The 6401-nt window shown below is 36.4% G+C and carries 10 protein-coding genes; 9 read left to right on the top strand and 1 reads right to left on the bottom strand.

All coding sequences use genetic code 11. The annotated features are described in order from the left end of the window. On the bottom strand, nt 1-563 hold a 563-nt coding region (locus tag ABZA26_RS05145; protein WP_372713447.1), incomplete at its 3' end, for an RIO1 family regulatory kinase/ATPase. A gap of 121 nt (nt 564-684) precedes the next feature. On the opposite strand from ABZA26_RS05145, the gene ABZA26_RS05140 reads away from it, so the two are divergent. The 9 genes from ABZA26_RS05140 to gpmI form a co-directional block, all read left to right on the top strand. After that, the gene (locus ABZA26_RS05140; RefSeq protein ID WP_372713446.1) at nt 685-1641 is read left to right on the top strand and encodes an RluA family pseudouridine synthase; all 957 of its coding nucleotides are present in this window, start codon (nt 685-687) and stop codon (nt 1639-1641) included. A 5-nt stretch (nt 1642-1646) separates the two neighbouring features. After that, nucleotides 1647-2249: a ribonuclease HII gene (locus ABZA26_RS05135; RefSeq protein WP_372713448.1), complete on the top strand. Its 603-nt coding sequence runs from the start codon at nt 1647-1649 to the stop codon at nt 2247-2249. A 79-nt stretch (nt 2250-2328) separates the two neighbouring features. After that, nucleotides 2329-2688, top strand: coding sequence for a YraN family protein (locus ABZA26_RS05130; RefSeq protein ID WP_372713445.1), 360 nt, complete (start codon nt 2329-2331; stop codon nt 2686-2688). Further along, nucleotides 2678-2869: a zinc ribbon domain-containing protein gene (locus ABZA26_RS05125; protein WP_013387967.1), complete on the top strand. Its 192-nt coding sequence runs from the start codon at nt 2678-2680 to the stop codon at nt 2867-2869. Before ABZA26_RS05130 ends, ABZA26_RS05125 begins: the two co-directional genes overlap by 11 nt. Then, nucleotides 2844-3494, top strand: coding sequence for a ComF family protein (locus ABZA26_RS05120; protein WP_372713444.1), 651 nt, complete (start codon nt 2844-2846; stop codon nt 3492-3494). The genes ABZA26_RS05125 and ABZA26_RS05120 overlap by 26 nt, the downstream gene beginning before the upstream one ends. Before the next feature lie 15 nt (nt 3495-3509). Beyond that, nucleotides 3510-4121, top strand: coding sequence for a chemotaxis protein (locus tag ABZA26_RS05115; RefSeq protein ID WP_372713443.1), 612 nt, complete (start codon nt 3510-3512; stop codon nt 4119-4121). Nucleotides 4122-4150: 29 nt separating this feature from the next. Next, nucleotides 4151-4276, top strand: coding sequence for a hypothetical protein (locus tag ABZA26_RS05110; RefSeq protein WP_372713442.1), 126 nt, complete (start codon nt 4151-4153; stop codon nt 4274-4276). Between the two features lie 175 nt (nt 4277-4451). Then, a complete protein-coding gene (gene tpiA, locus ABZA26_RS05105; RefSeq protein ID WP_372713441.1) occupies nt 4452-5210 on the top strand; it encodes a triose-phosphate isomerase in 759 nt (252 codons plus the stop codon). 77 nt (nt 5211-5287) lie between these two features. Further along, a partial coding sequence (gene gpmI / locus ABZA26_RS05100) for a 2,3-bisphosphoglycerate-independent phosphoglycerate mutase (RefSeq protein WP_372713440.1) occupies nt 5288-6401 on the top strand: 1114 nt, incomplete at its 3' end.

The raw sequence follows: 6401 nt of genomic DNA, 5'->3' as shown, positions 1-6401 counted from the left end.
TAGACTCCTGAAATATCAGAATTTTCCAGTGTTTTTCTTAATTTTTTCGGCAGATACTTTGTGCCCAAGCTAGATTGGAAGTCTATTATATATGGTTTTTTATCTTCTCCAACTATAATATTTCCTGAATTTCTGAGGTCCAAATGCACAATATCTCTTTTATGCATCTCCCGAACTCTTCTTTCCAATTCTATAAAAAACTCCCTTGGAAGATTAATCCCCTTCTTTTGAATCTCACCTAGGGGCTTTCCTTTGACATAGGAGAAAGCTACTGTATATTTACCCAAAAGAAAGACTTCAGAAGCTACACCAGGGATTCCCTTTAGAAGTTTGATTGTATTATATTCCATTTTTGCCATGATTCTTCCGACTGTTATTCTCACAGGCCACGGACAGTGGGTAAAGTCCTTTATTGTGAAGTCTATACTTCCATCAGAATATCTAAAAACATAAGCATTTGCAAACCTACCTTTGTTCAAAAGAATTAGGTTGTTCTCATCTATCTCTGAGCTATTGAGTTTATTTTTTAAAAGTTTAATGATATAATTATTTAATCTGACCATTTTTGAGTGTTCTCCTGACATTTATTAAGATTAGAAGCAAGTAGACTTTAGAACTATAGTATAAAATTGATACTATCAGAGTATAATAAACTAAATTCCTATAAAAGTAAAGGGGAGGATAATGAAAAACTATAAGGAAACAGAAACTCTTTATGCCGAAAAGACTGATAAGGGGAAAAGATTTGATGCCTTTGTAAATGAATCTTTTGACCACCTGACGAGATCTTATATTCAAAAGCTGATAGATCAAGGGGATATAATTATAGATGGTAAAGAAAATTCTAAGAGCGGAAATAAACTTAAAGGAAATGAAGTGATCCTTGTGAGAATACCCGAGGATGAGATTTTGGATATAGAGTCGGAAGATATTCCTATAGAGACGGTATATGAAGACGGGGATCTCATCATAATAAATAAGAATCCGAATATGGTCGTCCACCCTGCTCCGGGAAATTACTCAGGGACCCTTGTAAATGCCATCATGTATCATGTGAAAGATCTTTCCAACATAAATGGAGTCATAAGACCTGGGATAGTCCACAGGCTGGACAAGAATACAAGCGGCCTCATAGTGATCGCAAAAAATGATTCAGCACACCTTAAATTGTCAGATATGTTTAAAAATAAAGATATTTCAAAAACTTATATCTGTATATGCAAGGGTATATTTTCTGAGAAAGAGGGAAGGATAGAAACCCTCATAGGGAGAAATCCAAAGGATAGAAAAACCATGGCTGTGGTTCTTAAAAACGGTAAAACTGCAATTTCAAACTATAAAGTTTTAGATGAGGCCGGGGATTTTTCCCTTGTAGAGGTGAACATAGAAACAGGAAGAACACACCAGATAAGAGTTCATATGAAAAGCTTGAATCATCCTATACTGGGAGATGAGGTATATGGGAAGCCCGGTAAGATATGCAAAAGACAGATGCTTCATGCTTACAGACTGGAATTCCAGCATCCTGCAACAGGTGAAAAAATGGTGGTGTTTGGAGAAATCCCTGAAGATTTTAAAAGCGCAGCAAAAAAAACAGGCCTAGACATTACTAAAATAAACATTCAGGAGGAACTCAGTTGAACAGCATGTATGAGTTTGATATGGAATATGGAGACATAATAGGTGTAGACGAGGCAGGGAGAGGGCCGCTGGCAGGGCCAGTGGTGGCGGCAGCTGTAAAGGTAAAAAAATATGTGAAAGAGTTTGACATGATAAATGACTCGAAAAAATTAAGTGAGAAAAAGAGAGAATTTCTTTTTGATTTTATAATTGAAAACTGCCATGTAGGGGTAGGGATCATAAGTGAAAAAGATATAGATAAGTATAATATTCTAAATGCTACATTCATGGGGATGAGGAAAGCTATAGAGGATATTGTGGAAGAGGGGGCATGTTTTGAAAATGCCCTTATCGACGGAAACCACAAAATAAGAGAATATGAGGGAAGCCAGATTCCGGTAGTCAAAGGAGACGGGAAAAGTCTGGCTATAGCTGCCGCATCTATAATTGCCAAAGTTACCAGGGACAGGCTTATGATGAAATATGATGAAAAATATCCTGGGTATGGATTTGCAAAACACAAGGGCTACGGGACAAAACAGCATAGGGAGGCTATACTGGAAAATGGATCTTGCCCGTGTCACAGGCAAAGTTTTCTGGGTAAAATATTAAAACCCACTCTTTTTTAGCAGAATATTTGAAATACATAGTTAAATAGTATATAATTTAAAAAGGAATATCCTTGTAATACTAAGGGGATGAAATTATATGCATAACAGGGAAAAAGGTAATATCTATGAAGCGAAGGCACTTAAATTTTTAGAAGACCGTGGATATACACTTCTGGAGAAAAATTTCTGGAGCAAGTACGGGGAGATAGATATTATAGTGAAAAAAGAACAACTCACTATCTTTGTCGAGGTTAAATATAGAAAAAGTGATATATTCGGAAGTGGAATTGATTCTGTAAATACCAGGAAGCAAAGAAGAATCTATCTAACTGCAATGAAATATATCCAGGAAAAAAATCTGAAAGATGCAGAATTTAGATTTGACCTTATAAGTTTTAACAGGGAAGAACTTATATGGAATAGAAATGTAATTTGGGGGGATAATATTGGATTTTAAATGTCTTAAATGCGGCAATGAAAAATATCAAGTGAGAACAACATTTTGTGCAGAAAAAACGCCTGGATTGAAACTCGAACTTGGTACATATTATCTTAAGATATGTCTTAATTGTGGCTATACTGAGATGTATTCTGCGAAGGTGTTGGATAAGGATGAAGAGCTTAAACCTGAATATTAGAGATTTTTTCTTTTCCAGTGACTGCATATTTTGCAGTGAAAAATCTCAGGGAAAGTACCGTTACCTGTGTCATAAGTGTTATGGAAAATTAGAAAGAAAAAGATCACTTAGAAACGTCGGAAATTTTTACTATATTTTTGACTATGACAAAGATATAAAGAAAATGATCGGTTTTTTTAAACTTCAGAACAGAAGGTATATAAGCCAGATTTTTGGAGACCTCACTGGAAAATACCTGAAAGAGATTATAAAGTTTGAAGAGGTAGATATTGTAGTGCCTGTACCCATTAGTATAAAAAGAAAAAGAGAGAGAGGATTTAACCAAGTAGAGGACATTTTGGAATATCTGAAAATACCCTATAAATCTATAAAAAGAGTTAAAAATACACGACCTATGCACCAGTTGCTTAATGAGGAACTGAGGAAAGAAAATATAAAAAATAGTTTTGAAAGCAGTCTGGAAGTACAAGGAAAGACTATTCTTGTGATAGATGATATAGTTACCACAGGAAGTACAGTAAGAGAACTTATAAAGATTTTGAAATCCTGCGGGGAACCTAAAAAGATTTTGGTTTTCTCTTTGGCAGCAGCTAAGACAGCAGTGAATAACAGGGTATCTTTTTAGACGGGAGTAAATAGTATGGATATATTAATAGACAATAAAAAAATAAAATTTGAAAAAAAAGATTTTAAAACTCTGGGGCTTGTGATAGAAGAGGTGAATAAACTCCTGGAAAAAGAGGGGAAAATGCTATATAACATCTATGTGAATGGGCAGCTTCTGGTTGAAAATAACATGGTCGGCGGAGAAAAAATAAACGTTGTGGAAATACTCACAAAGAGCCCTAAATCCATAATCCTCGAAGCAATTTCTGATATGGAAATTTATATTGAAAAATATTTTGAAACCATAGACCTGCTGGACCTTGAAATGGAGTGGGAAAATGATCTTAGGATGATCAGCGTATCTTTTGAGGTAGTGGCTGGTCTAGACTGGATATATAACATACTCATGTCTATCAAGGAAAATACGGCTCTGGATTTGCTCTATGAGGACTTTGACTCTATCATAGAAGACTATGAAGAGTGCATGAACAATATATCTCAGGCTATGGAATCTAAGGATACTCATGTTCTACAGGAAATTCTGGAATATGAGATGAGCGACCTTTTGATGGAGCTGAAGGAAAATATAGAGGGATATTACGAAAACATCTTAAAAGAAGAGATGAGAGATAGAAAATTTGCATAAATGAGTGGTATTTACCACTCATAATTTTTTTGCAAAAGTACCGGGAGATATCGGAAGAACTTGAAATATCAGAGGGAGCTTCATATGACGCCTTGAGAATGAAAGCAGGATTAACGATAAAAGTCCTGTATATGATGACAGCTAGGGTGGTATAATGAGGGAGATAGTTATATTTCTGGCTTGTACTGTCTTGTGGAAATGACGATTTTCAGATAAATAGTAAAAATAGAACACAATGAGGTTAAAATATAACCAGGCATATAAATTGAAAAAACCTATTTAATGTGTTAAAATTTCACTGAGAAGTTATAATTATTAGGGGGTATATTAATGAGAAGAACGATTGTAGCAGGAAACTGGAAAATGAACAAAACAAATTCAGAAACAGTAGCAATGCTGACAGAGCTGAAAGAATTAGTTAAGGGAATAAGCAACGTAGGTGTAGTTTTAGGTGTACCTTTCACCGCACTTTCAGATGCAGTAAAAGCTGTAGAAGGATCAAATATTGAGATAGCAGCACAGAATATGAACCCAAATGAATCAGGAGCATTTACAGGAGAGATCGCACCGAGCATGTTAACTTCTATAGGAGTTAAATATGTAATTTTAGGTCACTCAGAAAGAAGAGAGTATTATAAAGAGTGTGATGAATTTATAAATAAAAAAGTAAAGGCAGCTCTTAAAAACGGACTGACTCCTATCCTTTGTATAGGGGAAAAGCTGGAAGACAGAGAAACTGGAAAGACTGATGAAGTTAATGAAAAACAACTAAAAGGCGGAATGGCTGGTCTAACTGCTGAAGAAGCGTTGAAAGTAGTAATAGCTTATGAACCTGTATGGGCTATAGGAACTGGTAAAACAGCTACTCCTGAAATGGCTCAGGAAACTCATAAAGCTATCAGAAACTTCCTTGTTGAGATGTTTGGAGCAGAAGTAGCAGAAGAGATCACTATCCAGTATGGAGGATCTATGAAGCCAGACAATGCAGCAGAACTTATGGGTCAGACGGACATAGACGGAGGACTTGTAGGAGGAGCATCTCTAGAAGCTTCTAGTTTTTCTAAAATAGTTGAAGCTGGAGTAAAATAGTATTTAAACAACCAGAAAGTGGTGTTGTATTTTAAAAAATATGGCACCACTTAATTATTAAGTAGGAGAGGTGGATCATGAGTAGAAAACCCGTAGTTTTAATGGTTTTAGATGGCTGGGGACTAAATGATAATTTGGATCAGAAAAATGCCATCAGAGAAGTAAATCCTAAAGTATTTAATAAACTGATATCAGAATATCCTAACTCAAGGCTGAAAGCATCTGGAGAAGCAGTAGGTCTTCCTGAAGGACAGATGGGGAATTCGGAAGTCGGACATCTGAACATCGGAGCCGGAAGAGTAGTGTATCAGCCACTTGTAAAGATAAGTAAAGATACAAGAGACGGAGAGCTGTTTGAAAATAAAGTTCTGAAAGAAGCTTATTCTTCTGCTAAAGAAAATGGAAAAGCACTTCATTTGGGAGGACTCCTTTCAGACGGAGGAGTACACTCGCATATAGATCATCTTGTGGGACTTGTAAAAATGGCAAAGAAATTTGGTCTGGAGAAAGTATATGTTCATGCCTTTCTTGACGGAAGAGACACACCTCCTCAGTCGGCTCTAGGTTATATCAAGACATTGGAAAATGAAATGAAAGATATCGGAGTAGGTAAGATTGCCACTGTTTCGGGAAGATATTTTTCTATGGACAGAGATACAAACTGGGAGAGAACTAAGCTGGCCTATGATGCAATAGCTAAAGGAGAAGGGGTAAAAGCAGAATCTGCAGAATCTGCTGTGGAAGCTGCCTATGCCAAGGGAGAAACAGATGAATTTGTGATCCCGAGTGTTATTGTAGAAGGGGCAGAATTATCAGAGGGAGATGTATTCATCAACTTCAACTTTAGACCAGACAGAGCAAGACAGATAACTAGAGCTATAAATGACAAAGAGTTTACAGGATTTGAAAGGGAGTATCTCGGTGTCAAGTTTACTTGTATGAGACAGTATGATTCTAGTATAGAGGCTGCTGTGGTCTATACTGATGAAGAACTTGTTAATACTTTCGGCGAGGTCGTATCTAGAGCCGGACTCAAGCAACTGAGAACTGCTGAAACTGAAAAGTATGCTCACGTAACTTTTTTCTTTAACGGTGGAAAAGAGGCGCAGTATGAAGGAGAGGACAGAAAGCTTGTACCATCTCCTAAGGTTGCTACATATGACCTTAAACCTGAAATGTCAGCCTATGAAG

It is taken from the genome of Ilyobacter sp. (assembly GCF_041583315.1).
Classification (GTDB): domain Bacteria; phylum Fusobacteriota; class Fusobacteriia; order Fusobacteriales; family Fusobacteriaceae; genus Ilyobacter.
The sequence above is the reverse complement of the archived record's forward strand: the minus strand, read 5'-3'. Positions and strand labels throughout refer to the sequence as shown.